Consider the following 1,858-nt stretch of genomic DNA (forward strand, 5'->3'; position numbering starts at 1 on the left):
GGTTACTGTTCCGTCTGGAGCAACTGTGTAAGTTCCTTCACCTGGAATGGTCTTCGTAGTTGAACCATCTTCAAAGGTTGCTGGCACATCATCATCCATTGGGATTGCAGGGTTACCAGGTGTGAAGCTTGGTGTACCTGTTTGTGTTTTACCTTGGATATCTGTAGATGTTGCAGGTTCAGCAGTTGGGACAACTGGAGTGATCTTCGGTGTGTAAGTTGTTTCAGCAACTGTTCCGTTTGTATCTTTACCTTGAACCTTAACTGGAACCACATCACCTGAGTAAGATTTATCCGTTGGTGTGAAGGTTACAAGGCCTGTTTCTTTATCAACTGTGAAAGTACCAATTTCTTTACCTTCTGGTGATTTAGCAACTACAGATTCTGATGGTTGACCATTTTCATCAAGAAGAGTAATGGTATCTTTGTCAATTGGTGCAACTGGGTCACCTTCGGTGAAGGTCACAGTTCCAGTTTGAACCACACCTTGAGGTGCTTCTGATGTAGCTGGAGTTGCTGTTGGGGTTACTGGAGTCACAGTTGGTGTGTACTTAGCAGTAACTGGAGTACCGTTCTTATCGACACGTTTAACCGTTACGCCTGTACCTTCTCCAGTGAATGATTTTTCTGGAACAAATGTTACGGTTCCGTCTGGAGCAACTGTGTAAGTTCCTTCACCAGGAACGGTCTTCGTAGTTGAGCCATCTTCAAATGTTGCAGGTGTATCATCATCCATTGGAACATTTGGATTACCTGGTGTGAAGGTTGGTGTACCTGTTTGCTTTTGACCTTGTTTGTCAGTAGATGTTGTATCTTCTGCAGTTGGTGTAACTGGTGTTACGGTTGGTGTATAAGTTGCAGAAGCTTTTGTTCCGTTCTTATCTTCACGAACCACTGTTACAGCTGGTGCAGTTCCTGTGAATGATTTTTCTGGTACGAAGGTTACTGTTCCATCTGCTGCTACTGTGTAAGTACCAACACCGTCTACAGTCTTAGTCGTTGAGCCATCGTCAAATGTTGCTGGAACATCATCGTTCATTGGCACACGGCTATCACCTTCAGTAAATACAGGTTTACCAGTTTGTGTAGCACCTTGGATATCTGTCGTTTCAACTGGCGTTGCAGTTGGAGTTACTGGTGTCACAGTTGGTGTGTACTTCGCTGTGATTTCAGTACCGTTCTTATCCACGCGTTTCACTGTTACGCCTGTAGCAGTTCCAGTGAATGATTTTTCAGGAACGAAGGTTACTGTTCCATCTGGAGCAACTGTGTAAGTTCCTTCACCATCGACAGTCTTCGTAGTTGAGCCATCTTCGAAGGTCGCTGGTGTATCTTCATCGATTGGAACATTTGGATTTCCTTCGGTGAAGGTTGGTTTACCAGATTGTGTTTGACCTTGGATATCTGTCGATGTTGCATCTTCAGAAGTTGGGACAACTGGAGTAATCTTAGGTGTGTAAGTTGTTTCTACTGTTGTTCCATTAGTATCAGCTGCTTTAACCTTAACTGGAACTACATCACCTGAGTAAGATTTATCTGTTGGTGTGAAAGTAACTACACCTGTGTCTTTATCAACTGTGTATGTACCGATCACATCACCTGCTGGTGATTTCGCTTCTACTGATGCTGCTGGTTGACCATTTTCATCAAGAAGAGTAATGGTATTCTTGTCGATTGGCGCTACTTCATCACCTTCAGTAAAGGTTACAGTTCCAGTTTGAACCAAACCTTGAGGTCCAGTAGATTCAGCTGGTGTTGCAGTTGGAGTTACTGGAGTTACGGTTGGTGTGTATGTTGCAGAAGCTTTGGTTCCGTTCTTATCTTCACGAACAACCGTTACGGCTGGTGCTTTACCTGTG

Annotated in this window: 1 pseudogene; it reads right to left on the reverse strand. The window is 43.9% G+C overall.

Annotated features, from left to right (window positions below):
• Positions 1-1,858 (reverse strand): annotated as a pseudogene (locus tag ADI76_RS00005) (CshA family fibrillar surface protein C); the annotation flags it as partial.

It is taken from the genome of Streptococcus parasanguinis (genome assembly GCF_001074805.1).
Lineage (GTDB): Bacteria > Bacillota > Bacilli > Lactobacillales > Streptococcaceae > Streptococcus > Streptococcus parasanguinis_A.